The organism is Candidatus Pelagibacter sp. (assembly GCF_052049815.1).
Lineage (GTDB): Bacteria > Pseudomonadota > Alphaproteobacteria > Pelagibacterales > Pelagibacteraceae > Pelagibacter.
The window spans coordinates 1-24963 of sequence record NZ_JBNGZG010000007.1 but is presented as its reverse complement, the minus strand read 5'-3'; the positions used below and the strand labels follow the sequence as shown (position 1 = coordinate 24963).

Annotated in this window: 32 protein-coding genes; 19 read left to right on the top strand and 13 right to left on the bottom strand. The window is 28.8% G+C overall.

Translation table 11 applies throughout. The annotated features are described in order from the left end of the window. Positions 1-50: 50 nt before the first annotated feature. On the top strand, positions 51-674 hold the full coding sequence (locus ACTT9D_RS02355; protein ID WP_440930269.1) for an esterase: 624 nt from the start codon (positions 51-53) through the stop codon (positions 672-674). Here ACTT9D_RS02355 and acs read toward each other — a convergent pair. The 3 genes from acs to tsaD are packed head-to-tail and all read right to left on the bottom strand — an operon-like array spanning position 671 to position 4268. Then, positions 671-2779 carry an acetate--CoA ligase gene (gene acs, locus ACTT9D_RS02350; protein WP_440930268.1) on the bottom strand — a complete coding sequence of 703 codons (2109 nt, stop codon included), beginning with the start codon at positions 2777-2779 and terminating at the stop codon, positions 671-673. The two genes, ACTT9D_RS02355 and acs, sit on opposite strands and share 4 nt — an antisense overlap. A gap of 2 nt (positions 2780-2781) precedes the next feature. Then, positions 2782-3195: an EVE domain-containing protein gene (locus ACTT9D_RS02345; protein ID WP_440930267.1), complete on the bottom strand. Its 414-nt coding sequence runs from the start codon at positions 3193-3195 to the stop codon at positions 2782-2784. Next, positions 3195-4268 (bottom strand): tRNA (adenosine(37)-N6)-threonylcarbamoyltransferase complex transferase subunit TsaD, encoded by a 1074-nt coding sequence (tsaD, locus tag ACTT9D_RS02340; RefSeq protein ID WP_440930266.1) that lies wholly within the window; start codon positions 4266-4268, stop codon positions 3195-3197. The genes ACTT9D_RS02345 and tsaD overlap by 1 nt, the downstream gene beginning before the upstream one ends. Before the next feature lie 45 nt (positions 4269-4313). Here tsaD and hemC point away from each other — a divergent pair, with 45 nt between their 5' ends. From hemC to ACTT9D_RS02305, 7 genes are all read left to right on the top strand, one after another. Beyond that, a complete protein-coding gene (gene hemC, locus ACTT9D_RS02335) occupies positions 4314-5231 on the top strand; it encodes a hydroxymethylbilane synthase (protein WP_440930265.1) in 918 nt (305 codons plus the stop codon). Continuing rightward, positions 5231-5929: a uroporphyrinogen-III synthase gene (locus ACTT9D_RS02330; protein WP_440930264.1), complete on the top strand. Its 699-nt coding sequence runs from the start codon at positions 5231-5233 to the stop codon at positions 5927-5929. The genes hemC and ACTT9D_RS02330 overlap by 1 nt, the downstream gene beginning before the upstream one ends. Positions 5930-5931: 2 nt before the next feature. Further along, on the top strand, positions 5932-7017 hold the full coding sequence (locus tag ACTT9D_RS02325) for a mechanosensitive ion channel family protein (protein WP_440930263.1): 1086 nt from the start codon (positions 5932-5934) through the stop codon (positions 7015-7017). Beyond that, on the top strand, positions 7014-7304 hold the full coding sequence (locus ACTT9D_RS02320) for a YggT family protein (RefSeq protein ID WP_440930262.1): 291 nt from the start codon (positions 7014-7016) through the stop codon (positions 7302-7304). The genes ACTT9D_RS02325 and ACTT9D_RS02320 overlap by 4 nt, the downstream gene beginning before the upstream one ends. Before the next feature lie 3 nt (positions 7305-7307). Beyond that, positions 7308-8153: a bifunctional methylenetetrahydrofolate dehydrogenase/methenyltetrahydrofolate cyclohydrolase FolD gene (gene folD / locus ACTT9D_RS02315; RefSeq protein WP_440930261.1), complete on the top strand. Its 846-nt coding sequence runs from the start codon at positions 7308-7310 to the stop codon at positions 8151-8153. A 78-nt stretch (positions 8154-8231) separates the two neighbouring features. Then, on the top strand, positions 8232-8441 hold the full coding sequence (locus ACTT9D_RS02310; protein ID WP_014953981.1) for a hypothetical protein: 210 nt from the start codon (positions 8232-8234) through the stop codon (positions 8439-8441). A gap of 3 nt (positions 8442-8444) precedes the next feature. Beyond that, entirely contained in the window at positions 8445-8729 is a 285-nt protein-coding gene (locus ACTT9D_RS02305) for an SHOCT domain-containing protein (RefSeq protein WP_440930260.1), read from the top strand. Here the strand turns inward: ACTT9D_RS02305 and ACTT9D_RS02300 are convergent. Genes ACTT9D_RS02300 through ACTT9D_RS02290 form a run of 3 tightly spaced genes read right to left on the bottom strand, consistent with a single transcriptional unit; the run spans position 8726 to position 11544 of the window. Next, positions 8726-9715: an MBL fold metallo-hydrolase gene (locus tag ACTT9D_RS02300; protein WP_440930259.1), complete on the bottom strand. Its 990-nt coding sequence runs from the start codon at positions 9713-9715 to the stop codon at positions 8726-8728. The genes ACTT9D_RS02305 and ACTT9D_RS02300 overlap by 4 nt on opposite strands. Positions 9716-9767: 52 nt before the next feature. After that, the gene (locus ACTT9D_RS02295) at positions 9768-10859 is read right to left on the bottom strand and encodes a PQQ-dependent sugar dehydrogenase (RefSeq protein ID WP_440930258.1); all 1092 of its coding nucleotides are present in this window, start codon (positions 10857-10859) and stop codon (positions 9768-9770) included. Beyond that, on the bottom strand, positions 10834-11544 hold the full coding sequence (locus tag ACTT9D_RS02290; RefSeq protein WP_440930257.1) for an SDR family NAD(P)-dependent oxidoreductase: 711 nt from the start codon (positions 11542-11544) through the stop codon (positions 10834-10836). The genes ACTT9D_RS02295 and ACTT9D_RS02290 overlap by 26 nt, the downstream gene beginning before the upstream one ends. A gap of 27 nt (positions 11545-11571) precedes the next feature. Here ACTT9D_RS02290 and ACTT9D_RS02285 point away from each other — a divergent pair, with 27 nt between their 5' ends. The 5 genes from ACTT9D_RS02285 to ACTT9D_RS02265 are packed head-to-tail and all read left to right on the top strand — an operon-like array spanning position 11572 to position 14918. Next, positions 11572-13062, top strand: a complete 1491-nt coding sequence (locus tag ACTT9D_RS02285) for a cryptochrome/photolyase family protein (RefSeq protein ID WP_440930256.1) — start codon at positions 11572-11574, stop codon at positions 13060-13062. A 1-nt stretch (position 13063) separates the two neighbouring features. Next, entirely contained in the window at positions 13064-13393 is a 330-nt protein-coding gene (locus ACTT9D_RS02280; RefSeq protein WP_440930255.1) for a hypothetical protein, read from the top strand. A 1-nt stretch (position 13394) separates the two neighbouring features. After that, the gene (locus ACTT9D_RS02275; protein WP_440930254.1) at positions 13395-13523 is read left to right on the top strand and encodes a DUF2256 domain-containing protein; all 129 of its coding nucleotides are present in this window, start codon (positions 13395-13397) and stop codon (positions 13521-13523) included. 4 nt (positions 13524-13527) lie between these two features. Beyond that, complete coding sequence (locus ACTT9D_RS02270) at positions 13528-14247, top strand: type 1 glutamine amidotransferase (RefSeq protein WP_440930253.1); 720 nt, start codon at positions 13528-13530, stop codon at positions 14245-14247. Beyond that, complete coding sequence (locus ACTT9D_RS02265; protein WP_440930252.1) at positions 14244-14918, top strand: GNAT family N-acetyltransferase; 675 nt, start codon at positions 14244-14246, stop codon at positions 14916-14918. The genes ACTT9D_RS02270 and ACTT9D_RS02265 overlap by 4 nt, the downstream gene beginning before the upstream one ends. On the opposite strand, the gene ACTT9D_RS02260 is transcribed toward ACTT9D_RS02265, so the two are convergent. The 5 genes from ACTT9D_RS02260 to ACTT9D_RS02240 are packed head-to-tail and all read right to left on the bottom strand — an operon-like array spanning position 14915 to position 19419. Beyond that, entirely contained in the window at positions 14915-15532 is a 618-nt protein-coding gene (locus ACTT9D_RS02260) for a DsbA family oxidoreductase (protein ID WP_440930251.1), read from the bottom strand. The genes ACTT9D_RS02265 and ACTT9D_RS02260 overlap by 4 nt on opposite strands. A 3-nt stretch (positions 15533-15535) precedes the next feature. Further along, positions 15536-16681, bottom strand: coding sequence for an FAD-binding domain-containing protein (locus ACTT9D_RS02255; RefSeq protein WP_440930250.1), 1146 nt, complete (start codon positions 16679-16681; stop codon positions 15536-15538). Positions 16682-16692: 11 nt separating this feature from the next. After that, entirely contained in the window at positions 16693-17874 is a 1182-nt protein-coding gene (locus ACTT9D_RS02250; RefSeq protein ID WP_440930249.1) for an argininosuccinate synthase, read from the bottom strand. Positions 17875-17878: 4 nt separating this feature from the next. Then, positions 17879-18385, bottom strand: coding sequence for an invasion associated locus B family protein (locus ACTT9D_RS02245; protein WP_440930248.1), 507 nt, complete (start codon positions 18383-18385; stop codon positions 17879-17881). Next, positions 18382-19419, bottom strand: a complete 1038-nt coding sequence (locus tag ACTT9D_RS02240) for an aldo/keto reductase (RefSeq protein ID WP_440930247.1) — start codon at positions 19417-19419, stop codon at positions 18382-18384. The genes ACTT9D_RS02245 and ACTT9D_RS02240 overlap by 4 nt, the downstream gene beginning before the upstream one ends. A gap of 73 nt (positions 19420-19492) precedes the next feature. On the opposite strand from ACTT9D_RS02240, the gene ACTT9D_RS02235 reads away from it, so the two are divergent. After that, on the top strand, positions 19493-20248 hold the full coding sequence (locus tag ACTT9D_RS02235; RefSeq protein WP_440930246.1) for a Bax inhibitor-1/YccA family protein: 756 nt from the start codon (positions 19493-19495) through the stop codon (positions 20246-20248). A gap of 3 nt (positions 20249-20251) precedes the next feature. Here ACTT9D_RS02235 and ACTT9D_RS02230 read toward each other — a convergent pair whose 3' ends face one another. Together ACTT9D_RS02230 and ACTT9D_RS02225 are read right to left on the bottom strand one after the other, a co-directional pair. Further along, positions 20252-20599: a DUF2794 domain-containing protein gene (locus ACTT9D_RS02230; protein WP_014954000.1), complete on the bottom strand. Its 348-nt coding sequence runs from the start codon at positions 20597-20599 to the stop codon at positions 20252-20254. Next, on the bottom strand, positions 20592-21143 hold the full coding sequence (locus tag ACTT9D_RS02225) for a septation protein A (RefSeq protein WP_440930245.1): 552 nt from the start codon (positions 21141-21143) through the stop codon (positions 20592-20594). Before ACTT9D_RS02225 ends, ACTT9D_RS02230 begins: the two co-directional genes overlap by 8 nt. An 86-nt stretch (positions 21144-21229) precedes the next feature. Between ACTT9D_RS02225 and hspQ the strand changes: the two genes are divergently transcribed. The 5 genes from hspQ to ACTT9D_RS02200 all read left to right on the top strand — a co-directional run. Continuing rightward, complete coding sequence (gene hspQ / locus ACTT9D_RS02220) at positions 21230-21550, top strand: heat shock protein HspQ (RefSeq protein ID WP_014954002.1); 321 nt, start codon at positions 21230-21232, stop codon at positions 21548-21550. A 182-nt stretch (positions 21551-21732) separates the two neighbouring features. Further along, positions 21733-22440 carry a heme ABC transporter permease CcmC gene (gene ccmC, locus ACTT9D_RS02215; protein ID WP_014954003.1) on the top strand — a complete coding sequence of 236 codons (708 nt, stop codon included), beginning with the start codon at positions 21733-21735 and terminating at the stop codon, positions 22438-22440. Continuing rightward, positions 22437-22664 carry a heme exporter protein CcmD gene (gene ccmD, locus ACTT9D_RS02210; protein ID WP_440930244.1) on the top strand — a complete coding sequence of 76 codons (228 nt, stop codon included), beginning with the start codon at positions 22437-22439 and terminating at the stop codon, positions 22662-22664. The genes ccmC and ccmD overlap by 4 nt, the downstream gene beginning before the upstream one ends. A gap of 8 nt (positions 22665-22672) precedes the next feature. Then, the gene (gene ccmE / locus ACTT9D_RS02205) at positions 22673-23092 is read left to right on the top strand and encodes a cytochrome c maturation protein CcmE (RefSeq protein ID WP_440930243.1); all 420 of its coding nucleotides are present in this window, start codon (positions 22673-22675) and stop codon (positions 23090-23092) included. Between the two features lies 1 nt (position 23093). Beyond that, positions 23094-24963, top strand: a 1870-nt coding sequence (locus ACTT9D_RS02200; protein ID WP_440930242.1) for a heme lyase CcmF/NrfE family subunit, incomplete at its 3' end; no start/stop codon positions are given.

Genomic DNA, 24963 nt, shown 5'->3' with positions numbered 1-24963 from the left:
GCTCAAAATAGGGACATTTTAGTCTAAAACTGTTAAAAATTTAAGATTTTATGTCAAAATACAAATTAACATGGCGTGATTTGAAATTTTCAGATTTCAAAATTTATCTTTTTGGTTTGTTTAAAGCCTTTATTCCAAAGAAAAAACTAAAAAATTTAAATGATTTAGAAGAGTTTATTCAAACTAAATCAGCATGGGTAGCACAAGTTACCCTTTATAGTTATTTAAAAACAAGAATGGGAACAAGATACGTTTTACATTTTGAAAATGATGAGTTTATGAAGTCAGTTAATCTTGCAAAGTGGAATATTTATGCAGTTTCTCTTCAAGATTTAACTTTTTATGTATTTTCATATTTAAAAATTAATTTTAACTTTCAAGATTTTGATAAAGTTGATGAAATCTTTAATAAAATTTTAGATGACGAATTATCAAATCAAATGCCGCAAGACTTAAATGAAAAGTGCCGAAAATCATTTTTAGAAAGATTAAAAAATATAGATTGGGATAATCAAATTAATGATTATCCATTCAATCCAAGTGCTCTATCATTATATGAGTGGGCTCCGATTGCTGAAGAATTAAAAAATTTGGATCGTAAAATTGTTTTAAATTCAATGATACTTAAATGGGATATCATTAAAAAAGAATTTAGTGAGAGAATTGAGTTTTAAATATTTTTTCTATTTTCAACCAAACTGTCAACTACAGACGGATCTGCTAGTGTTGTAGTATCTCCTAGTTGATCATGTTCATTTGCTGCAATTTTTCTTAAAATTCTTCTCATAATTTTTCCAGATCTTGTTTTCGGTAAGCCTGGTGAAAAGTGAATTATGTCTGGAGTTGCTAAAGGTCCAATTTGCTTTCTTACCCAAAGTTTTAAATCTCTCTCGAGCTCCCCATTTTCTTGTTCTCCTGCATTTAAAGTAACATAGCAATATAATCCATTACCCTTTATATCATGTGGGTAGCCAACTACTGCAGCTTCAGCTACTTTTGGATGAGCAACAAATGCACTTTCAATTTCAGCTGTTCCAAGATTGTGTCCTGAAACAATAATAACATCATCAACTCTTCCAGTTATCCAGTAGTAGCCATCTTTATCTCTTCTGCATCCATCACCTGTAAAGTATTTTCCATCAAATTGAGAAAAATAAGTGTCTATAAATCTTTGATGATCACCATATACAGTTCTCATTTGACCAGGCCATGATTGTGAAATACACAATCGACCTTCACCTGGACCTTTAATCTCGTTTCCATCTTTATCAACTAGTGATGGCTTTATTCCATAAAATGGCTTTGTAGCAGAGCCAGGTTTTAAGTTAATTGCACCTGTTTGTGGAGCAATCATAATACCCCCAGTTTCAGTTTGCCACCACGTATCCACAATTGGTGACTTTGAATTGCCAACTGTTTTATAATACCACATCCATGCTTCAGGATTAATTGGTTCACCAACTGTTCCTAATAGCTTTAATGTTTTCCTTGAAGTTTTCTTAACTGGTCCATCGCCTTCTCTCATTAAGGCTCTAATTGCTGTAGGTGCAGTATAAAATATATTTACTTTATATTTATCAATGATTTGCCACCAACGCGAGCTATCAGGATATGTAGGAATTCCTTCAAACATAATTGTTGTCGCTCCATTAGCTAGAGGTCCATAAATAATATAACTATGACCAGTTACCCATCCAATATCAGCTGTACACCAATAAATATCTTTTGGTTGATAGTTAAATATGTATTCATGAGTCATTGAAGCATAGACCATGTATCCACCTGTTGTATGAAGAACTCCTTTAGGTTTTCCTGTTGATCCTGATGTATAAAGTATGAACATTGGATCTTCAGCGTTCATCTCCTCAGGTTCACAATGCGATGGAACATCTTTAATTAATTCATGGTACCATACATCTCTATCGTAATCCCAACTTACAGAGTTACCTGTTCTTTTAACAACAATGCATTTTTTAACATTTGGACAACTTCTTAAAGCCTCATCTGTAATTTCTTTTAAAGGAATTGTTTTTCCACCCCTTACTCCTTCATCAGCAGTAATGATGTATTCTGACTCGCAATCATTTACTCTTCCTGAAATTGAATCTGCAGAAAAACCTCCAAAAATAATTGAATGAATTGCACCTATTCTTGTACATGCTAACATTATAACTGCTAGTTCAGGCACCATTGTTAAATATATAGTTACTCTATCACCTTTTTTTATACCTAGTTTTTTTAATCCATTTGCAGCTTTTGAAACCTTTTGGTGTAGTTGTTTATAAGAAATCTTTTGGGAGTCTTTTGGATCATCACCCACCCAAATAATTGCTGTTTCATCACCTTTATCTTTTAAATGTCTATCGATGCAGTTTGCAGAGGCATTTAAAGTTCCATCTTCAAACCATTTTATTCTAACTTCTGATGTGCTGTATTTTACATCTTTAATTTTCGTATATGGTTTGATCCAACTAATCCTTTTTCCTTCTTTAGCCCAAAATTCATTATTGTTTTTTATAGACTCGTTATATTTTTTTGTATATTGAGCTTTATTAGCCAAACTTCTTTTAATCCATTCAGATCTTGTTTTGATTACTAACTCTTGATCAAAACCTTCTGATTTTTTTGAGATTTTCTTTCTTTTTTTCGATTTTATTTTTTTTACTTTTTTACTTTTGGAAACTTTTTTTGATTTTTTAGAAACCCTTTTAGTTGGTTTTCTCTTTTTTGTTCTTTTAGAAGATTTTTTTTTAGATTTTGTTTTTTTCTTTTTTGGCATGGCTATGTTTTACTCATTCTTAGAAGAATTTTCCAGCTTTTAGAGTCTATACTCATTACTGATAATCTACTTTGTTTAATTAATGATAATTGGCTTAATTCCTTATTTTTTTTGATTTCTTCAAGCGTTACTGATTTTTTTAATTTCTCTTTAAATTTAACTGTAATAGCAACAAACCTCCCAGTTTTATCTGTTTTGTCTAAGTAAGCCTCTTTAATAACCTCAACTATACCAACAATTTCTTTTCCAATGTTAGAGTGATAAAAAAAACAAAGATCACCTTTTTTCATTGATCTTAAATTATTAGCTGCTTGATAATTTCTTACACCGTCCCATGGCGCACCTTTAGAGCCAGATTTAATCTGTTGATCAATTGACCAAACATCTGGTTCTGATTTTAATAACCAATAGTTCATTATATTTTAACTCCCGCACCTTTAAGAAAACTTGCCACCTCATCTAATTGCCATCTTGGTTTTGCTGGAAAGTTTAATTCATCTAATAAACCTAATTTATATTTTTCTAATCCCACCAAACCAATCATTGCAGCATTGTCACCACATAATTCAATTGGCGGAAAAATAGATTTAAAACCTCTTTCATTACAAATTGTTTTGAACATTTCTCTCAAGTTTTTGTTAGCTGCTACACCACCTGCTATTACAAAAATGTTGTCTTTTGTATTATTTATTTTTTCATATTCATCAAAAGCTATATTAGTTTTTTTATACATAATTTGCTCAATAGTGTTTTGAAATGAAGCTGCAATATCAAATTTGTCTTGTTCATTTTTAATTTCTTTTGAAATTTTTAAAATAGCTGTTTTTAACCCTGCAAAAGATAAATTACATCCACCTCGATTAAAAATTGGTTTTGGTAGATCAAATCTTTCCTTATTTCCTTTTTCAGCTAAAATTTCAATTTGAGGGCCACCAGGAAACTCAATACCAATTAATTTTGCAGTTTTATCAAATGCCTCTCCAAGAGCATCATCTATAGTTGTTCCAATTCTTTTATATTTATTGAGCCCCTCAACGACTAGATATTGACTATGTCCTCCAGAAATTAACAACAACAAATATGGATAATCTAAGTTAGAATTTAGTTTTGGACTTAATGCATGACCTTCTAAATGATTTATAGCAATAAAGGGTTTGTGTAGAGAATTCGCAAATGCTTTACCAAAACTTAAACCAACAGATAAACAAACCACCAACCCAGGACCGGCTGTAGATGCTACAGCATCAATATCGCCAAATTTAATTCCACTATCCTCAATTGCTTTTTTGGTTATAAGATCTATTTTTTCTAAATGAGATCTTGCTGCTAATTCAGGCACTACTCCACCAAATTCTTTATGAACATTTGTTTGACTTGAAACAATATTAGACAATGCAACTGGTTGATTTTGATCATTTTCAGTTACAATTGCAGCAGCAGTTTCATCACAACTGGACTCGATACCAAGAATTATGGGTTTTTTACTCATACAAATTATTATTATTAATAGTAAAACTATTACAAAAGTAAAACTATGAAAAAAATAATTATAGGAAGTAGAGGTAGCAAACTAGCTTTATTGTATGCCCATAAAGCAAAAAGGAGTTTATTAAATAACACAAGTTTAGTTGCTGATGACATCCAAATAAAAGAAATAATTACAAGAGGCGATCAAGTACAAGATAAAAGATTATCAGAAGTTGGTGGAAAAGGATTATTTTCTAAAAATATTGAACAAGAATTATTGGATAATAAAATTGATATTGCTGTTCATGCTTTAAAAGATATGCCAGCTATAGAAACAGAGGGATTAACAACTAATTGTTTCTTAGAAAGAAATGATCCAAGAGAAGTTCTTATTACTAAAAATAATAAAAAAATTGGTGAACTAGATTCCAATGCAATTGTAGGTACTTCGTCATATAGAAGAGAGTTTCAAATAAAAAAAATTAGAAATGACTTAGAAAGTAAATTGATAAGAGGAAATGTTAACACAAGAATTGAAAAACTAGATGAAGGCCAATATGATGCGATTGTATTATCTTATGCAGGATTGGATGCTTTAAGTTTAAATGGTAGAATCTCTCAAACATTTTCTGTATCTGAAATATTACCAAGTGCAGGACAAGGTATCATTGCGCTACAATGTAGGTCAGATGATCAGGAAATTAAAACAACACTCAATAAAGTAAACGATCACCAAACAAAATTAAGAGCACTCACAGAAAGAAATGTATTAAAAGTTTTAGATGGTGATTGTGAAACTGCTATTGGTGTACATTCTATAATTGAAGAAGACAAAATAACTCTTGAGGCAGAATTATTTTCTTTAGATGGCACACAAAGATTTTATGAAAAAAAAAGTTCAAATATTTTAAATTGTGAAAAACTAGGTATAGAGGTTGGTAGAATTCTAAAAGAAAAATCAAAAGATAGTTACAAAAAAAAATAATGCATATTTTATTAACTAGACCAATAGAAGACAGTATTGAAATGATAAAAAAATTTAAATCATTAGGTCATGATGTATCCCATTTACCATTATTGAATATAGAAAAAGTAAATCATGAAAATTTCAATTTTGATAGTTATGATGCATTTATTTTTTCAAGCTCTAATTCAATTAAATTTCTAGACATAAAAAATATTAATAAAGATATTAAATGTTTTTCAGTAGGACCGTCAACTGAAAGAAAAATTCGCTCGCTAGGATTTCAAAATGTAATACCAGCTGAAGGAAGTGTTAATAGTTTGATAGAAATTATTCAAAATAACTTTGATACTTCAGATGGTAAATTACTATATATCAGCGGCGAAACTATTGCTTATGAATTAGACAAAGATTTAAAAAACAAAGGGTACAATATTGATAGATTAATTAATTACAAAACTAGTCATAATCATTTTAACGATAGAAATTTTATAAAAGAATTAAAAGAAAAAATACCAAATATTGTTTATATTTATTCTGAAAATAGTGCGAAAAGTTTTTTGAAATTCATTAATAATTCAGGCTTGAAAGATGATTGGATGGATACAAACTTAATGTGTATGGGCGAAAAAGCCTCTACAATACTTAATGAGATAAAATGGAAAAAAATTTTTCTTTTTAATCCTGGAGAAGAAGAGTTTTTGTTATATAAAATTTAATTATGGAATTATTTAATAATTTTTCAGATATCTTTTTGTCAGTTTGGAACAAGGGAATTCTTGGTGTAGATATTTTTCAAATTTTAATTGGAGTAGGAATTTTTCTTTTATTTTTAATATTTAGAGGAATCATAAGTAAATTAATAATTAAAAAGTTAGAATTAATTTCTAAAAGAACCACAAACAAACTAGATGATACATTTGTTAAATCAATGGTGGGTCCAGCAAGATTTTTGCCAATTGTCTTAGGTTTCTTTATTGCAAGTTATTACATGACATTTTCAGTTGAAGGCAGGGAAGTTGTAGATACTATAAATAGAACATTAATTACCATTCTTATTTTTTGGGTCATACACCAAATTATAGAACCTATTTCTTATATCTTAAGTGGTTTAGATCAAATTTTAACTAGAGAGTTAATTGGTTGGATTATCAAATCATTAAAGATTTTAATTTTTATTTTAGGTCTTGCAGCAGTTTTAGAATTATGGGGAATAAAAATAGGACCAATCATTGCAGGTTTAGGATTATTTGGTGTTGCAGTTGCTCTTGGTGCTCAAGATTTATTTAAAAATTTAATTTCTGGTATTTTGGTTTTAGTTGAAAAAAGATTTAAAATTGGTGACTGGATTTCTGTTGATGGAGTTATTGAAGGTATAGTTGAAAAAATTGGATTTAGATCCACGACAATCAGAAAATTTGATAAATCTCTAGCAATAATTCCAAACTTTCAATTTGCTGAAAATGCAGTTGTAAACGTAAGTGAAACATCAAACTGGTTGATTAGTTGGAATATCACATTGCAATACGACACCACAGTTGAACAACTTAAAACTATTAGAAATGAAATTGAGAAATATATATTAGAAAACAAAGACTTTGATACCAAGGTTGGTGTTGCAGTTAGAGTTGATAAATTTTCAGACAGTTCAATCGATATGTATGTCCGTTGCTTTACAAATAGTAGAAGTTGGAATGATTGGCTTTCAGTAAAAGAAAGATTAGCAATAAAAATTAAAGAAATAGTTGAAGGAAATAAAGCATCATTTGCGTTCCCGAGCCAATCAATTTATGTCGAAAAAAAATGATCGCTATATTCTATTTAGTTTTACAAATTTTAAAGCTTTATTCTTATGTAGTTGTAGCAAATGTTGTTATAAGCTGGTTAATAGCTTTTAACGTTCTTAATACAGGAAATAGATTTGTTTATGCTATTTTAGAACTTACTTACCGATTAACTGATCCAATTTTAGTAAAGATAAGAAGATTTCTACCTAACCTGGGATCATTAGACATATCTCCAATTATATTACTTTTGTTGATTTGGTTTATAGAAATGTGTATGAAGCTCTACATCGCACCATTAATTTTTTAATTTATGATTTTAATAGACGGAAAAAAAGCAGCAGCTGAACTAAGAGAAGAACTTAAACAAGAAGTTACGGAGCTAAAAAGCAAACATAATAAAGTTCCTGGACTAACTGTAATATTAATTGGAGAGTTGGCACCAAGCAAAATTTACGTAAGAAACAAAGAAAAATCTGCTACAGAGGTTGGATTAAAATCAGAAGTAATTAGATACCCAGAAAATGTTGAGGAGAAAACTGTATTAGATAAAATTGATGAGCTTAATAAAGATGATAGTGTCTCTGGTATATTAGTTCAGTTACCTTTACCAAAACATATTGATAAACAAAAAGTGATAGAAGCAATCTCACCATCAAAAGACGTTGATGGTTTTCATCCAATGAATGTTGGAAATCTATCATCTGGATATGAAAGTTCTGTACCTTGCACACCACTTGGATGTTATTTATTAATTAAAAAAATTGAGCCAAACTTAAGTGGAAAAAAAGCAGTAGTTGTTGGAAGATCAAATTTAAATGGAAAACCAATGACTCAATTACTTTTAAAAGAAAATTGTACAGTAACTATTACCCATTCAAGAACCAAAGATCTTAAAGCAGAGTGTTTAGAGGCAGATATTATTGTAGCTGCGGTTGGAATTCCAGAATTAGTTAAAGGGGATTGGGTTAAAAAAGATGCAATCGTAATTGATGTAGGAATTAACAAGACAGATAATGGTATTGTTGGCGATGTTGCTTTTGATGAAGTTTCAAAAAATGCAAAAGCTCTAACTCCTGTTCCGGGTGGGGTGGGGCCAATGACAATTGCTTGTTTGTTAAAAAATACTATTGAGTGTTTTAAAAGATCCCAAAAATAAGGACTTTTTAAAAAAGTTTAATTGTCTCAACGACTGTATTGATCAAATATTTTCTCTTTACTTTGATAATGTTTCAAAATGAAGAAGCCAAAGTATGAATATAGAATTGCTATAATCATGATATTGCTTACGGCTGTTCCAATAGGAGCAACACAACTTGGTTGGTATCTTTATGGAAAACAAGTTGGTTTTGATTATGGTATGATAGCAGGAACTTTTGCAGTAATATTGGCAGGTTATTTAATGTACGAAAAAGGTTGGAGAAACGAAGATGAGGATGAGGATTAATTAATGGAAAAAATAATTTTTTTTGGATTAGCACTACCAATTCTTGGTTTTGTTTTTTATTTAGGTGGCTCAGCAATAATGAAAGGTTTCAAAGCTAAGGTTGAGTTTGCACCAAAAAAAAATCAAGATGAAGAGATAGATCAACCTCAATCAGAATTAGATACCAACACTACTAACACAAATAATAATCTTAGTTCAGAGTTAGCTAATTTAAATAATCTTCTTAAAGATGGGGTTTTGACCCAAGAAGAATTTGATAAAGCGAAAAAAAAAATTCTAGATAATTAATTATAATTTAATAATTTTTTAAGTGGACTTATTTCACCAATTTTAAAGATAATAGCATCCTCTTTATTAAAACCAAATTTTTCAGCACTATCTTTAAATCTCATTCGAGGTTCCATTATAGGTTCTAATGATAAAACAAAAGTACCCCAGTGGGTTCCCAAAACTTTTTTACTTTTTAAATCTTTAGCAATATTAAGAGCCTCTTCAGGAGTTGTATGATAAATCGACTTGTCAAACATTGGTCTAAAATCATATGCTCCTATATTAATCATTGATAAATCCATTGGTCCATATTCTTGTCCAAGATCTTTATAGATGTTTCCATATCCAGTATCACATGCAAAAAATATTTTTTTGTTTTTATATTCAATTAAAAAATTTCCCCATAATGTTTTATTGGTATCAGTTAGACTTCTCTTCGACCAGTGAACAGCAGGTAATAATGTAATCTTTAAATCTTTGTTAATTTGTATTTCATCATACCAGTCCATTTCATTAACATCTTTAAATTTTCTGAAATACTTGCCAAGTTTAAGAGGGAGCAAAACCTTTGCATCTTTATAAGGAAATTTTCTTATGGTTGACATATCCTGGTGGTCATAATGATTGTGTGTAAGTAGAAACACATCTGTTTTTGGAATTTCTTTTAACTGAATAGCAGGCTCAACATATCTTTTTGGACCAAATATTAAAGGACCTGCATTCTTTGAAAAAACTGGATCAGTAATGATTGTTGTTTCACCTAATTTAATTAAGAATGTAGCATGCCCTATCCAAGCAATATAATCGTCATCTTTAAATTTATCTAAATTTTCTTTAACTGTTTTTTTATCAATGACATGATCTTTGGGAACAGTAATATCAATTTTCTTTTTTTCTTTAATAAATGTTCTATAGGAAAACTTTATATCATTAGCTCTAACAGGTGATCCTTCAGGATTTCTAAAAGTTCCATCTGGTAAATGATGATAAGGTTTTTCTGCCATTGTTAAATTAATACAATTATAAAAAATAATTCCAATTAGAAAAAAAATTTAATCAATTTTTTTCCATAAGCCATAAATTATTTTCAGATAAAAAATAAATTTTACCATTGTTTGGATGAACTTGAATATCTCTAATTCTTCCAATCTTATCCTTAAAAATTATTTCTTCTAGAACATTTTCTAAATCATTGAAGATTAATTTTCTTAAAGATTTGTCTTTTAGTGACGTGATTAAAGCGTGGCCATTCCATTCTTTAAACTCATTTCCTTTGTAAATTGTGATAGCACTTGTAGCAATAGATGGAACCCAATATTGAATTGCCTTTGTAAAACCTGGTTTCCATTTTGGTCCAATTGGAATTCCAGAATAATTTTTTCCACCCCAGCCTAAAATTTTCCAACCATAATTTTCACCTTTTTTAATTTCTCCAAACCAATCACCACCTCTAGCACCATGGTTGCTTGCATAAATTTTTCCATCAAAAGAAGAATAGGTAAGTCCTTGTGGATTACGAACACCAATTTGATAAATTTCGGGTAACCAATTTGATTTACCCTCAAATTTAGGATTATCTTTTGGAATACTACCATCTAAATAAATTCTAATAATACTTCCAGGATGGTTGGTTGGATCTTGAGCAATCATACCACCACCTCTTTCACCAGCTGACGCAAACAAATAATTATCCTTTATAGCCAATCTTGATCCAAAATGATAACCAGAGTCTATTGGTGGGTTTGCTTGAAATATATTTTTAAAATTTAAATTTTTTTTATCTAATGTTGCTTTAGCTATTGAAGTGCTTGTCTTCCAATTCCCTCTATCTTCCGTGTAGGAAATCCATAATTGATTATTTTGATAGAGAATATCTAAAAGTCCACCTTGACCAGATACTGTATAATTTAAATTATGATTTACAATTTCTGTATTACCATTTGAAACGTTAACAATTTTAATTTGTCCATTTTTTTCAGTTATGATTAATTCGTTTTCATTAATAAAAGATGATCCCCAAGGCTCATCAAGATTTGTAATTTTAGTAAATGATAAGTTTTTTGAAAAACTTTTTTCAGAACAAAAGAACAAAAAGAATAGTATAAGAAAATATTTTTTCACTTTAAGAAAGTTTTGATCTACCACCATCGACAGCAATGATTTGACCAGTCATCCAAGAACTTTCATCTGTAAGTAAAAATTTCGCAAGTGCCGCTGAGTCTTGTCCTTCACCTAATCTTTTTAGCGGATGTGCTTTTGCAATACCTTCTGCTAAAACTTTATTTTTTAACATTGGTTCAGCTATTTTTGAATTTGTTAAACTTGGAGCTATACAATTTACTCTAATATTGGGCGCAAATTCTGCAGCAAGAGAAACTGTTAAACCTTCAACGGCCGCTTTAGCAGATGCAATAATTGCGTGATTAGTAAAACCACGTTGAGCTGCTACTGTAGAAAATAAAACAATAGAACCTTTATTTTTTTTTAAACTTTCTTGATAACCTTTTAAAGCTTCAACTGCTGAATAAAGATTTAACTTCATACAATTGTTTAAATCTTGCTCTTTGATCATTCTAACAGGTTTAAGATCTATTGAACCCACACAATAAGCAACACCTTTTGCTTCAGGAATGTCAGATTTTACTTTTTCAATAAAGTTATTTTCTAGAACATCCGCAACTGTATATGCACAATCAAGTTGACTTGCTAATTGTTGAACACTTTCTTCATTTCTTGCAACTAGATGTATGTCATGACCGGAATCTTTTAATTTTTTTGCTAAACTAGAACCAATTGAACCAGTTGCACCAAAGATAATATATTTATCTGACATATAAATTTATTTTAGTTATATTTAATTATGAAATTGTTTTTTATACTTGGCAACCAATTATTTCCATTAAATTATTTAGATAAATTTAAAAAAGATCACTTATTTTTTTTAGCAGAGGATTACGAACTTTGTACATATGAAAAACATCATAAGCAAAAAATATTATTATTTTTGTCATCAATGCGATCATATTTGGATAGACTTAGAAAAGATAAATTTAAAACAGAATATTTAGATATTACCAATAAAACTTTCAAATCAAGTTACACTGATAAATTAAAATCAATAATTAAATCAAAAAAAATTACTGAAGTTACAAGTTTTGAAATAGAAGATAAATTTTTTGAAAACAAAGTTTCAAATTTTTTTAAAAAAGAAAAAATAAAATGGAATATTGTTCAAACTCCAATGTTTCTTAATTCGAGAGACAATTTTAAAAAATATCTAAACAAATCTAAAAAGCCGTTTATGGCAACATTTTACAAAGATACTAGGAGAGAGCTTAATATATTGATGGATAAACAAGGCAATCCACAAGGTGGTAAATGGAGTTTTGATGAAGACAATAGAAATAAATTACCAAAAAACATATCAATTCCTAAATTTCCAAATATCAATGAAACTCCACATACAAAAAAGTTAAAACCAATAATTGAAAAAAATTTTAAAGATCACCCAGGCAATACAAATCAGTTCTGGTTTGCAACTGAATATGATGATGTTTTAAAGTTATTGAATTTTTTTATTAAAGAGAAATCAAACTTATTTGGTGACTATGAAGATGCAGTTGATCAGAAAGATAATATTTTGTTTCATAGTGCTTTAAGTCCTTATATTAATTTGGGAATAATCACGCCTGAATTCATTATTAAAAAAATTTTAGACTTTCATAAAAAAAATAAAATTAGAATGAACTCACTTGAGGGCTACGTGAGACAAGTCATTGGATGGAGAGAATTTATGAGAGGAATTTATCAGGGCTATTCAAAAGAAATGGAAACTAAAAATTTTTTTAATCAAAATAGAAAAATGAAAAAGAGTTGGTACGAAGGAACAACTGGACTTCCACCATTAGACTATGCAATTAAAAATGCAAAAGATTATGGATGGTCACACCATATAGAAAGACTAATGATCCTCTCAAACATTATGAATCTTTGTGAAATCAAACCAACAATTGTCTACAAATGGTTTATGGAAATGTTTGTGGATTCATCTGATTGGGTGATGGTTCCAAATGTTTATGGAATGGGTTTATTTAGTGATGGTGGAATTTTTGCGACCAAACCTTATATTTGTGGATCAAGCTATTTTATGAAAATGATGGATTTTAAAAAAGGTGATTGGTGCAATATAATGGATGGTCTTTACTGGAGATTTATTGATAGAAATAGAAAATTTTTCCTTACAAATCCAAGGCTATCAATGATGGTAAGAATTTTTGATAAAATGAAAACAGATAGAAAAAAAATGATTTTATCTGAAGCTGATAAATTTATTAAATTAAATACTAATTAATATGTATATTTCAATCACAGGCCTAAAACCAAAAAATTTTCTCTCTAAAATCAAATTTTGGATGTTAGCAATTCCATCTTTTAGAGCAGCTCAAAAAGCTGATGGTAATTTATTTTGTGAAGTTAAAGAAGTTGATGGATACAAACACACTTTAACAGCATGGAAAGACAGAAATTATATGATGGAATATATTCATGGAATAACTCACTCGAAAGCCATGAAAGAGTTTAGTTCAATTGCTACAGGTTCAACTTATGGTTTTGAGAGTAACGAAATACCATCATGGGAAGAAGCTTTAGATCTTTGGAAAACAAATTATAAAGAATATTAGCTTGAAGAAACAAAACTTACCCTCAAAAATTTGTCCCGTCTGTAAAAGACCATTTGTATGGAGAAAAAAATGGAAGCTAAATTGGGATAAAGTAAAATATTGTTCAAAGAAATGCTCTGGTTTAAAATAAAAAAATGAACATTCTCGTTTTGCAACACATTAAAATTGAAGACCCAGGCTACATTAAAAATCTAATGTTAGCTGATGGTTTTAAGTTAACAACCATAGAATTAGATGAGGGAGAAAAAATACCCAACGATCTAAGTAAATTTGATGGAATGTTTTGTATGGGTGGACCAATGGATACTTACATGGAGGATCAATATCCCTGGTTAATAGATGAAAAGAAAAGAATAAAAGAATTTGTTGTTGATTTAAAAAAACCATATTTAGGATTCTGTTTAGGTTGTCAGCTTTTAGGTGAAGTAGTTGGTGGCAAAGTGGTTAAGTCTAATCCAGCAGAGATTGGAATTATGGATATTAATTTTAGTAAAGAAAAAGTTAATGATAAGCTTTTTAATGAATTTCCTGATCAAATTAAAAGTCTTCAGTGGCACTCTTATGAAGTTCAAGGAATTGAAAACAATAAAGATGTAACATTAATTGCCTCATCTCCAGTTACAAAATTTCAAATTTTTAAATATCAAAATCATGCATATGGAATTCAATTTCATATCGAAATTAAAGACACAACAGTAAATGAATGGGGGTGTGTTCCTGAATATAAAAAAGCTTTAGAGGAGCAATTAGGTGAGGGAGCTTTAGAAAAATTTGACCAAGCAGCTAAAGATAATATGAAAGATATGAATGAATATTCTCGATCACTCTATGAGAATTTTAAAAAGATATTGTGAAAAAATATAAAATAGGGTTTCCTGTAAAATTTAAAAAAGCAAAATATCCAACTAAAAAAAAATTAGTTGGTAAGTATTGTGTTTTAGAGCCTGTAAATGTTAAGAAACATGCAAAAGATCTCTATGAAAATTTTTCAATTGATAAAGAGGGAATTGATTGGATCTATATGCCAACAGGTCCTTATAAATCTTTTTCTTCGTTTAAAAAATATCTAACAACAGAAAAGTTATCTGGAAATCCTTTCTTTTATTCTATCTATTCAAAAAAACTTAAAACTTATTGTGGATTAGCAAGTTATTTAAGAATTACACCTGAGGTAGGAACGATCGAAGTGGGTTGGATAACATATGCTAAAAATTTACAAAAAACAGTTGAAGCGACTGAAGCTATGTTCCTTATGATGAAGAACGCTTTCGAAATCTTGGGGTATAGAAGATATGAATGGAAATGTGATAGTCTTAATAAAAGATCTAATAAAGCTGCATTAAGATTAGGTTTTAAATTTGAAGGAGTTTTTAGACAGGCTACAATCTATAAAAAGAGAAATAGGGATACCTCTTGGTATGCTATCATTGATAAAGATTGGAATAAGATTAAAAAAGGTTATCAGGCTTTTTTAAAGCCATCAAATTTTAAAAATTCCAAACAAATTAAAAAGTTAAAATTTTAGTTTAAATTTTCTTTAATAAAATCTTTTAAATATTCAGAGCTTTGTGCACCTGATACACATTGACCATTAATTTCAAAAAAAGGAACCCCTGAAATATTTTTTTCCTTTGCTATGTTTTGATAAGAATAAATTTTATTTTTATTATTTCCTGAAAAATAATTAATAACTTTTTCTTTTGAAATATTATTTTGTTCAGCTATTTTAAATAATACGTTTTCGTCACCAATATCTTCACCCATTATAAAGTAGCTTGTATAAATCTCTTTTTTGATTTCATTTTCTTTTCCACTGTCCTTTGCTAATAAAATCAGTAAATGTGAAAGAACAGTATTTGGCGTTTTAATTATTTTTTCTAAATTTAAATTTAATCCAACTTCTTTTGCTTTTTGTGTCATTGATGCATACATTGGGGCCGCTAATTCCTTACCACCAAATTTAATTTTTAGATAATCTCTTCTTGATATTCCACTTTCAGGCATATCAGGATTTAGTTGAAAAGGCACGTGTTCAACTTCTATCTTTTTATTTTTGTAATCTTCTAATGCTTTTTCTAGGTTTGTTTGACCTATAAAACACCAGCCACATATTGTATCTGCGTAAACTTTAATTTTCATATTTTATGTAAACTTGCTTACGATTTTAGGAATATGATTTTTAAAATTAAAAAAACCTTTGTTACAGAATTGCCAAGAAAAAGAGTCTAAGCCTCTGTATAAAAATTTATAATTTTTAAGATTAAGCTTTATTAAAAAATCCAAACTTTCTCCAATTGATGGATATAAAATATAGAAATCCTCATCAATATTTTTTAAATCATTGATGTCTAATATTTGACATTCAATATTTTTTTGTTCTAAACGTTTTTTTTGATCTTCATTTAAATGCTCCTTAAATTTCACTACGTTTTCACTTAACTTTATTTCTCTATTTTCATTATTTTGTTTAATTAGAATAATTTTTTTAAATTGAGTGTCAGTGAAATTTGAACTTTCAAAGGAAAGATTATTATCAAAAATTACCAAAGTTTTTTGTTCATCAATTGATGGATTGGTAAAATTTTGTTTAATTATTGTATACGTTTTTTCACTAATTTTAGGAGTAGCGTTTTCGTTTAGCTTTATTTGATTAAATCTATTATTAGTAAATTTTTTAATATTCCATTCAGAAGCCAAATAATGTTTTCCTTGAGTTTGTATACCCGCAACCCATCGCCATCCAAGCGTATTTGAAGCTGGATCTCCATCTAATAAATGTTTTAAAAAAAATTCAGCTCCCAGCTGCCAAGGTAGGTCTAATGTAAAAATCCAAATACTAGCAAACCACATCCTAGTATGATTGTGTAGATAATTTGTATTTTTTAGTTCTTTTACCCAATAATTAAAACATTCAATATTTGTATTACCTTCAATAGCATTAAGATAATTTTCATTATCCTTGTATTTGTTTTTTATTGAATTTAATTCTACTAAAAAATCTGTCCATACATTTGGACGTAATTCTAACCACCCTTTCCAATATGTTCTCCATAAAACTTCTTGAATAAATTTTTCATTTTTTGAAAAAGAAAATTTATTTAGTGATTTTTTAATAACCTCGATTTCATTTATAGCACCATGTGAAATATAGGGTGAAAGACAAGATGTATTGTCTCTTTTATCAGGCCCATAATCAAAGTTTCTGGCTTTTGAATAATCTTTCAATCCATTTTCAATGAAATAATTTAATTTTTCTAGAGCTGAAGCTCTTGTAGGAATAAAATTCATAATATTTTTTATTATAGTTTTGTTTTGTGAAAATTTATAAATCTTTCAACATTTTTCTTATTAAAAGATTTATTTTCTTCAAAGGACACTTTTTTCATTGAATAGGCATTACTTTTTGTAATTCTTGAATGAATTATCACATTACCTTTATAAAGTTTTAACTTCACAGAGCCATTTACTTTGCTTCTTTTTAAATCAACAATTTTTTGAAGCTTGATTCTTTCTTTTGAAAACCAATATCCATTGTAAATTAGTTCTGCATATCTAGACATAATTGCATCTTTTTTATGCATAGTTTCCTTATCTAGCGTTACAGACTCAATTGCTCTATGTGCGATAATTAAAAGAGTTCCACCAGGTGTTTCATATACTCCACGAGACTTAATTCCTAAAAATCTATTCTCAACTAAATCAACTCTTCCAATACCATTTTTTCCAGCAATTAAATTAAGTTTCTGTAATAATTTAGAAGGGCTTAATTTTTTTCCATTAACACCAATAGGATCTCCATTCTTGAAATTTATCATCACAAAAGAGGGCTTGTTTGGAGCTTTTTCAGGAGACACTGTTCTTTGAAATATAAATTCTGGTGCAAAATTTTTTGGATCTTCCAAAGCCTTACCTTCAGTTGAAGTATGAAATAAATTATCATCTACTGAAAAGGGTGGTGCTCCTTTTTTATCTTTTGGTATTTCAATATTATTTTTCTTAGCATAATTAATTAAATCAGTTCTTGATTTTAAATTCCATATTCTCCAAGGAGCAATTACTTTTATTTTAGGACCAAAATAATGATAACCCAATTCGAATCTAACTTGATCATTCCCTTTTCCAGTGGCTCCGTGTGATACAGCATAAGCTTTATATTTTTTTGCAACTCTAATCTGATCTTTTGCAATGAGTGGCCTTGCAATTGAAGTACCTAATAAATAAACACCTTCATAAATAGCGTGTCCCCGAATCATTGGATAAACATAATCTTTTACAAAAATATCTTTAAGATCTTGAATAATGATATTTTTAACACCTAGCTTTTTTGCATTTCTAAAGATTTTTTTTCTATCTATTTCTTGCCCCACATCTGCAGTGTAGCAAATAACTTCAGCATTATAATTTTCTTGAAGCCATTTTAAAATAATAGATGTATCTAAGCCGCCAGAGTAGGCTAATACAATTTTTTTCTTAGAATTCATTTAATTAACTACAAGCACTTTTTGCAGCTTTATATGCTTTAGTAAATCCTAGTAGTGAGTAATGATCGATTGTTTGTGACCCTTTAGCATTAAATCCAGTTACCATAATTCTTGAACCTTTCATCATCACTTTGATCATTTTTTTTTCATTTTTATTACTTGTCATCCAGGCAAAACCTTGTTGTTTAATATCAAAATTAAATTTATTTTTTCCAGATGTTGCAATTACTTTATTGTTTTTATTAAATTCATACCCTGGTGTAGTGCTAATCTCATCCGCAATTTTATCTCCAGGTCTAAAACTTACAAATAATCTTGCATCTCTTTTATTAGATTTTGGTGCTTGTAAAACAGGAGACGATTGTGCAAAACACGTATTTCCAGTAGCTTCAACCAAAACCATCGTTTCCCAATCTTTGTATTTTCCAACCTTTTTTACTTCTTCAGCAAAACTTTGAAATGTACTTAAAATAAAAATAAAAAATAATTGGGTTAAAACTTTTTTAATCATGGGCATGGGTTAGGGTAAATTTTTTGAACTTCATTAATTTCTTCAATAACTTCATCAGTTAATTTTACATTTACACTTTCTATATTAGTTTTCAACTGTTCCATTGTAGTTGCTCCTATTATTACACTAGTCATAAATGGTTGGATTTCACAAAATTTTAAAGACATTTGCGTAAAATCGATGTTATGTTTTTTTGAAATTTCATAATAAGCTTCAACGGCTTTAGTTGTATTGGGTTTATTGTATCTCGTCCAAAAATCACCATCCCTCTCTAATCTAGAATTTTTAGGCATTTGGTTGTTTCTATATTTCCCAGTTAGATAGCCACTTGCTAATGGAGAATAAGCTAACAATCCAATTTCATCTCTTATAGAGATTTCTGCTAATCCAACTTCATAAGATCTATTTAATAAGCTATACGGATTTTGAATAGACATCATTCTTGGTAAATTATTTTCTCTTGAAAGCTGAAGGCATTTATTCACTCCCCAAGGAGTTTCATTAGAAAGTCCTACCTCTCTTATTTTTCCTTCTTTCACAAATTTTTGTAAATTTCCAAGAACATCTTCAAACTTATTCCAGTTATCATCTTCTTTATGCTCATAACCTAAACGACCAAACATATTTGTTTTTCTTTCAGGCCAATGTAGTTGGTAAAGGTCTATGTAATCGGTCTTTAATCTTTTAAGACTGTCATTTAAAGCAATTGTTATATTCTTAATTCCATAATTATTTTCACCATTTCTAATGTAATCTCTTGCCGGTCCAGCTACTTTTGTTGCTAATATTACTTTGTCTCTTTTTTTTGTTTTTTCAAACCAATTTCCAATTACTATTTCAGTATGACCAAAAGTTTCTTCTTTTGGTGGGACAGCATATAATTCTGCCGTATCCCAAAAATTTACCCCTTGGTCCAATGCAAAATCCATTTGTTCAAAACCTTCTTCTTGAGTATTTTGTTCACCCCAAGTCATTGTACCGAGACAAATTGTGCTAACGTCAATGTCAGTATTTCCTAGTTTTTTATAATTCATCTTTATTTACTAATGTTTTGTTAATATTTTATGGTGTCTTGAATAATTGTTATTCTAACATTATATATATTATATGAATTTAGATAGAGAAAATATGATTAAATCGCAACAGGCTCAACAAGCTACTGCGGTAATGGATGAAGGTTTAAGAGCCTACATGCTTAAAGTTTACAATTACATGGCAACTGGAATTTTATTGACTGGAATAGTCTCGTTAATAACTTTTAAAATGGCAGTTGTGTCAGTTTCAAGCACAGGAATAGTTTTAACTGGATTTGGAAATGCGATTTATAATTCTGCTTTGATGTGGGTGGTGATGTTAGCTCCTTTAGCAATCGTATTTTATATGAGTTTTGGAATTAACAAAATGGGTTTTGCAAAAGCTCAAACTTTATTTTGGGTTTATGCTGGACTAATGGGTTTATCTTTATCTTCAATATTGCTTGTGTACACAGGCGCAAGTATTGCAAGAGTATTTTTTATTACAGCTGCTACTTTTGGTGCAATGAGCATCTATGGTTACACAACAAAAAGAGATTTAACAAAGTTTGGTTCTTTTTTGATGATGGGTCTAATTGGTATAATCATAGCTTCATTAGTAAATATTTTTATGAAGTCGTCTATGATGTACTTTGTAATATCTGTATTAGGTGTTCTAATTTTTGTAGGTTTAACAGCTTACGATACGCAAAAAATTAAGAACATGTATGTTGCAAGTGACTCAGGTGAGTTGATGGGTAAGAAAGCTGTAATGGGTGCATTAACACTATACCTAGACTTCATCAACTTAATGATAATGCTTCTAAGACTTTTTGGTCAAAGAAGATAATCATTATTTCTGTAGTTTTTTCCAATTGGTGTTTTTTAAGAGAGATTTTAAGTCGTAAGAATTTTTTAAAATTTTACCGCTTACATCTGTTATTGAATATCTAAGATTAGGATTTTTTGGCTTAAAATTTTTACAAATTTTATATAGAGCATTCTCTGCAGCATTTTTAAAAACACTAAAACCTACCTGCTTGCTGGAAATGCTTAAACCATAATCACGCCATGAACCCTCCGAAACCATTTTAGCATATAAGTCTAAAATAATTTTAAGTTCCTCTTTTTCAAAAAAATATTTTTCCTCAATCTGTTTTTGATTAGAGTTATTTACTACAAGTCTTAAATTTCTATTCATTAATTTTATATTTATTTATCAAACCAATTTGAAAAGCTGTGAATATAAAAGTGATAGGCAGCAAACCCCATACTTTAAAATTTACCCAAAATTCTTCTGATTGAGTTCTCCAGACAATTTCATTTAATAAAGCAAGTCCAAAGAAAAAATAAACCCATCTTTTATTTAAAACTTCCCAACCTTCCTCTGTTAAAGCAATAGATTTTCCCATCAATTTTTTTAGAACTGGCTCTTTTGTGAAATATTTCCCAAATATCAAAGCTAAGCCAAATAGAATGTTTATAATTGTAGGTTTAATATAAATAAAAACTGGATTATCGAAGTAGATTGTTAAACCACCAAAAAAAGTAATTAAAATTCCACTTAACAATGGAACTTTAGGAATAGTTTTTTCTAACACCCACATAATTGCTAAAGCTAATAGGGTTGCGACAATAAATGGTGGAATAGCAATTTTTAAATCTTTACCACTGTCATAATAAAAGTAAAAAAATATTACTAAAGGCCCAAAATCAATTAAAAATTTTATAAAAGATTTATTCACATCAAGATACTAACATATCCACAATTTCACAAAACCTTAAAATTTTTGATATTGATTTTTAATTTTAAATACCCATACTAAAGTCAATGGCAATTCAAAAAGCTAAATTCTCAATTGGCGAAATTGTAAAACATAAACACTTTGATTTTAGAGGTGTCATTTATGATGTTGATTTTGAATTTAATAATTCTGAAGAATGGTATCAATCTATTCCAAAAAATGTACGACCACGAAAAGATCAGCCTTTTTATCATTTGTTAGCTGAGAATGATGAGATTACTTATGAAGCATATGTTTCAGAGCAAAATCTTTTAGTTGACGATTCTGATGAACCAATCAAACACCCTCTGATAGAAGAAATTTTTTCAGGAAAAAAGGGTGCTGGCTATTTTAAACAGTCAAATTAATAGATTAATCACTTTTAAGACATAATTGGTTCAAACCTTTGTCATACATATATTGTTAATGTTTATTATATCTGATCAAGAGTGCTAAACGTTAACCCCTTATTATCTCCCTCTGCATTCTTGATCAGAGAGATTTAGATATTAAATATCCCTTAAAATAAAAATAATATAATACATCTAAAATGTTTAAAATTTTTGAGCCAAATAAAATTTTTTTAGTTACCTCAAGACTACCAAAATATGTAGTTGGTTTATTTTGCATCGTCTTAATTATTGGATTAGCTGAAGCATTAATATTTTCTCCTGAGGATTATAAACAAAGTGATGCAGTAAGAATTATGTATGTACATGTTCCGGCAGCTTGGATTTCGTTAGGTATCTTTACATCAATAACTATTTTATCTATTTCAGGTTTTATTTTTAAAAGTAAAAATTTATTTTTAATTGCAAAAAGTTTGGCTCCTTCAGGGTTCGTTTTTAATTTAATAGCTCTTGTAACAGGATCTATTTGGGGAAAACCGACTTGGGGAACTTGGTGGGCGTGGGATGCAAGAATTACATCTATGTTAATTTTGCTACTTTTTTATGGAATGTATTTAATTGTTTGGAGAATTTATGAAGATAAAGAAAAAGTTTATAAAATTTCGATGATTATTACTTTGATTGGAATAATTAACGTTCCAATAATTAAGTATTCTGTTGATTGGTGGAATACACTTCATCAACCAGCATCAATAAATATTTTGGCTAAATCTTCAATACACAGTTCAATGTTATTTCCTTTAGGAATAATGACTGCGGCATTTGCTCTATTTTCTCTACTGATTTTTTTAATGAAATATAATACAGAACTGATAAAAATTAAAAATAAAGGCTTAGATAGATTATGATAAATGAATTACTAAACATGAATGGCTACGGACTTTACGTATGGTCTGCGTTTGGTTTTACTCTTTTTAGTTTTGGATGTTTGTATATTGTTACAAAGATTCAGTACGTTAAAGAACAATCTAAATTTGTAAAAAAATTTGGAAACTTAGATACAAGCAAAGCTGCTCAAGCTAGAACACAAAGAATTAATCAAGAAATATTATCTGGCGCATCAAATATTTAATTTAATAAATGTTTGGTCGTAAGGTTAAGTTAAGGATTTTGTTTATATCTTTAGCTTTTATTACTTTAATCCTTACTATTTTTCTAATTCTTAAATCTTTAGAGGAAAACGTAGTTTATTTTCAATCGCCGTCAGAAATAAGAGAAATTACAGAACTATCAAAAAAGAAAATTAGGATTGGAGGAATGGTAAAAAAAAACTCAATAAGCATGAATACCAATCAAGTGAATTTTATTATTACTGATTTTAAAAATGAAATAAATGTATCTTATATGGGTGTTCTGCCTAATTTATTTGAAGAAGAAAAGGGAGTAGTTGCAGAGGGATATTTAAAAGATAGAAATTTTTTTTCAGCAACAAAAATACTTGCAAAGCATGATGAGAATTATATGCCCCCTGAAGTCAAAGAGGCGTTGAAGGAGAAGTAAATTGTTACCAAGTGTTATAGGTAAGTATTCGTTAATTTTTGGATTTTTGATTTCATTTCCGATTTTTTACTATTCATTCATTGATTATAAAAAATCAGGCAATCTAAACACAAAGATTATATCTTTTAGTTTTTTACAATTATTGTTTATTTTAATTAGCTTTATCTGTTTAATTATTTCGTTTGTTATTTCAGATTTTAGTAATGAAACTGTTTTCAATAACTCTCATACCACTAAACCTTTATTTTATAAAATTGCTGGAACCTGGGGAAACCATGAAGGAAGTTTATTATTGTGGTTATTAGTTTTGACATTATTTGTTTTTATTTTTTTATTAAATTCAAAAAAACAAATAAAAAGTTATAGAATTTTAACAACCATATTCCAACAGATTATCATTTTTGGATTTTTTGTATTTGTTATAAAAACATCAAATCCATTCTCGCATATATTTCCAGTTCCTAATGAGGGACTTGGCTTAAACCCAATTCTACAAGACCCTGCCCTAGCCATACATCCTCCCATTTTGTATTTAGGGTATGTGGGTGCATCAATTATTTTTTCATCAGCTTTATCAGCTACAGTTTTAAATTATATTTCTAGTTCTTGGGCTTCTCACATAAAAGCATGGACATATATTTCCTGGATTTTTTTAACTCTTGGTATCTTGTTAGGATCTATTTGGGCATATTATGAATTAGGATGGGGTGGTTTTTGGTTTTGGGATCCTGTGGAAAATGTATCTCTTATGCCTTGGTTAGCTTTAACTACATTAATACATTGTTTAATAGTTTTAGAAAAAAGAACTTTACTTAAATCTTGGGTAATAATTCTTTCAATTACCACATTTACTCTAAGTATGAGTGGAACTTTTTTGGTGAGATCAGGAATATTAAATTCAGTTCATACGTTTGCTAATGACCCTGAAAGAGGTATTTTTATTTTATTATTTTTATTTTCATTAATTATATTGTCTCTAGTAATATTTTTTTTCTTTAATAAAAATCAAGATAGAAACTCAAGTAATTTTTTTTGGTTGAGTAAAGATACTTCGCTATTAATAAATAATTGGTTTATGATGTATTTCTTATCAGTAGTTTTGATAGGAACACTGTATCCAATTTTTTTAGATGTAATTTCGTCTGAAAAAATTTCTGTTGGACCACCTTTTTATCATAAACTCATAGCTCCATTTTTACTTTTTTTCCTAATTGCCATGGCTATTGGACCAAAATTAAGTTGGATAAAATCGAAATTTGTAGAAAAATTTTCATTAATTTCTTTTTTTGTAATTTCATTACTTTTGAGCTCTTATTTAGTTTTTAAATTAAAAATAGATTTTCTGATAAATACTTTATTATTGAGTACTGCCTTTTTTCTTTTTTTGATTACTCTTAAAGATTTTTTTATCAATAAAACTAAAAATATTTCTCAGAAAATCTCTCACTTTGGTTTCGGATTGTTTATATTAAGTGTTCTTTTAAATAATTTTCTCTCTTCTGAAATAATAACCAATCTTAAAGTAGGTGAAAGTTATGATGATGGCAAAGTAAAAATTTATTTAGAGAAAGTTGAGAAATTTAAAAAACAAAATTATGAATCTGTAATTGGATATTTTGATATTACAGATCAAAAAAATAAGACTGAAAAATTCAAACCTGAACTAAGAATTTATAATCAACCTGTGATTATCACTAGTGAGGCTGATATCAAAACAAACCTATTTTATGATAAGTTTTTAGTAATTAATGTTGTTCAAAATCAAAATTATTTTAATCTTAGATATCAATCAAAACCTTTAATGAGTTGGATTTGGATTTCTGTACTTATAATTTCAATGGGTGGATTAACTCAGACTCTTAAACACATCT

Bases quoted from the DNA above. Each gene is read 5' to 3' on its own strand.
- ACTT9D_RS02325 (WP_440930263.1), top strand. From the start codon at position 5,932: ATGGAATTATTTAATAATTTTTCAGATATCTTTTTGTCAGTTTGGAAC.
- ACTT9D_RS02245 (WP_440930248.1), bottom strand. From the start codon at position 18,385: ATGATTAAAAAAGTTTTAACCCAATTATTTTTTATTTTTATTTTAAGT.
- tsaD (WP_440930266.1), bottom strand. From the start codon at position 4,268: ATGAGTAAAAAACCCATAATTCTTGGTATCGAGTCCAGTTGTGATGAA.
- folD (WP_440930261.1), top strand. From the start codon at position 7,308: ATGATTTTAATAGACGGAAAAAAAGCAGCAGCTGAACTAAGAGAAGAA.
- ACTT9D_RS02305 (WP_440930260.1), top strand. From the start codon at position 8,445: ATGGAAAAAATAATTTTTTTTGGATTAGCACTACCAATTCTTGGTTTT.
- ACTT9D_RS02270 (WP_440930253.1), top strand. From the start codon at position 13,528: ATGAACATTCTCGTTTTGCAACACATTAAAATTGAAGACCCAGGCTAC.
- ACTT9D_RS02345 (WP_440930267.1), bottom strand. From the start codon at position 3,195: ATGAACTATTGGTTATTAAAATCAGAACCAGATGTTTGGTCAATTGAT.
- ACTT9D_RS02280 (WP_440930255.1), top strand. From the start codon at position 13,064: ATGTATATTTCAATCACAGGCCTAAAACCAAAAAATTTTCTCTCTAAA.
- ACTT9D_RS02260 (WP_440930251.1), bottom strand. From the start codon at position 15,532: ATGAAAATTAAAGTTTACGCAGATACAATATGTGGCTGGTGTTTTATA.
- ACTT9D_RS02290 (WP_440930257.1), bottom strand. From the start codon at position 11,544: ATGTCAGATAAATATATTATCTTTGGTGCAACTGGTTCAATTGGTTCT.
- ACTT9D_RS02255 (WP_440930250.1), bottom strand. From the start codon at position 16,681: ATGAATTTTATTCCTACAAGAGCTTCAGCTCTAGAAAAATTAAATTAT.
- ACTT9D_RS02230 (WP_014954000.1), bottom strand. From the start codon at position 20,599: ATGAATAGAAATTTAAGACTTGTAGTAAATAACTCTAATCAAAAACAG.
- ACTT9D_RS02250 (WP_440930249.1), bottom strand. From the start codon at position 17,874: ATGAATTCTAAGAAAAAAATTGTATTAGCCTACTCTGGCGGCTTAGAT.
- ccmE (WP_440930243.1), top strand. From the start codon at position 22,673: ATGTTTGGTCGTAAGGTTAAGTTAAGGATTTTGTTTATATCTTTAGCT.
- ACTT9D_RS02330 (WP_440930264.1), top strand. From the start codon at position 5,231: ATGCATATTTTATTAACTAGACCAATAGAAGACAGTATTGAAATGATA.
- ACTT9D_RS02320 (WP_440930262.1), top strand. From the start codon at position 7,014: ATGATCGCTATATTCTATTTAGTTTTACAAATTTTAAAGCTTTATTCT.
- ACTT9D_RS02295 (WP_440930258.1), bottom strand. From the start codon at position 10,859: ATGGTGGTAGATCAAAACTTTCTTAAAGTGAAAAAATATTTTCTTATA.
- ACTT9D_RS02235 (WP_440930246.1), top strand. From the start codon at position 19,493: ATGAATTTAGATAGAGAAAATATGATTAAATCGCAACAGGCTCAACAA.
- hemC (WP_440930265.1), top strand. From the start codon at position 4,314: ATGAAAAAAATAATTATAGGAAGTAGAGGTAGCAAACTAGCTTTATTG.
- ccmC (WP_014954003.1), top strand. From the start codon at position 21,733: ATGTTTAAAATTTTTGAGCCAAATAAAATTTTTTTAGTTACCTCAAGA.
- ACTT9D_RS02310 (WP_014953981.1), top strand. From the start codon at position 8,232: ATGAAGAAGCCAAAGTATGAATATAGAATTGCTATAATCATGATATTG.
- acs (WP_440930268.1), bottom strand. From the start codon at position 2,779: ATGCCAAAAAAGAAAAAAACAAAATCTAAAAAAAAATCTTCTAAAAGA.
- hspQ (WP_014954002.1), top strand. From the start codon at position 21,230: ATGGCAATTCAAAAAGCTAAATTCTCAATTGGCGAAATTGTAAAACAT.
- ACTT9D_RS02285 (WP_440930256.1), top strand. From the start codon at position 11,572: ATGAAATTGTTTTTTATACTTGGCAACCAATTATTTCCATTAAATTAT.
- ACTT9D_RS02355 (WP_440930269.1), top strand. From the start codon at position 51: ATGTCAAAATACAAATTAACATGGCGTGATTTGAAATTTTCAGATTTC.
- ccmD (WP_440930244.1), top strand. From the start codon at position 22,437: ATGATAAATGAATTACTAAACATGAATGGCTACGGACTTTACGTATGG.
- ACTT9D_RS02300 (WP_440930259.1), bottom strand. From the start codon at position 9,715: ATGGCAGAAAAACCTTATCATCATTTACCAGATGGAACTTTTAGAAAT.
- ACTT9D_RS02240 (WP_440930247.1), bottom strand. From the start codon at position 19,419: ATGAATTATAAAAAACTAGGAAATACTGACATTGACGTTAGCACAATT.